Annotated in this window: 1 pseudogene; it reads right to left on the bottom strand. The window is 64.2% G+C overall.

What is annotated here, in order from left to right:
- Positions 1-774, bottom strand: a pseudogene (locus QCE49_RS33580) (RHS repeat domain-containing protein); the annotation flags it as partial.

The raw sequence follows: 774 nt of genomic DNA, 5'->3' as shown, positions 1-774 counted from the left end.
GCGCTCTTCCATGAGCAGCACATCGCCGTCCCATGTGAAGACGGTTAGCTCGGTTGCGCCTGTCGCGCCTCTGACTTCCTTCGCCACGCGCCGCCCGAACGCGTCGTAGGTATAGCTCGCGGCAACATCGAACGGCGCAGTGCCAGAAATCCAGGTAGTAGAACCATCCGTGCTCCTCTCCCGGCGGTCGATCTCGTTCGCCGCTGGCGGCTTCGCGTAGCGCTTGGCCTCCGTGAGCCGGTTCTGCTGGTCGTAGGCATAGACCCACGTCACGCCATTAGGCTCGGTCTTGCGGCTCAGATTCCCGCGCTCGTCATACGCGTAGTGCGTGCGGTTCAACTCCTTCAGCACATTGCCGATGCACTTTGGCAACGACTGTTCCCACGCGCGCAATCTCTCGGTGTCTTCAAAATGCCGCCAGCGGCTCGGTGGAGCTCCTCCCGCACGCCTCAACGCCGCGTCTTCGGCATCCTCTCGCGCATGGCGCGCCGCACGTTCCTCATCCGTCTCCACGACCGGGCGCGGCGGAACCTTCTCCGGATCGACAGGATTGCCCGCCGGATCGAACGCAAAGATTTCGGTCAGATCGGGCGTGACCGACTTGAGCAAGCGCCCGATCCGGTCATAGGTGTAGTCGGTCACGCCGCGCGCGTGGTCCTCGATGCGCGTCAGGTTGCCCGCCGCGCTGTACTGATACGTGCGCCGTGCAAGCACATCGAGCAGGTTGACGCTCGTCGCATGACGCACCGACATCTGGGCGAGCCGTCCCACGCG

This window comes from Caballeronia sp. LZ008 (assembly GCF_031451435.1).
Classification (GTDB): Bacteria; Pseudomonadota; Gammaproteobacteria; order Burkholderiales; family Burkholderiaceae; genus Caballeronia; species Caballeronia zhejiangensis.
The sequence above is the reverse complement of the archived record's forward strand: the minus strand, read 5'-3'. Positions and strand labels throughout refer to the sequence as shown.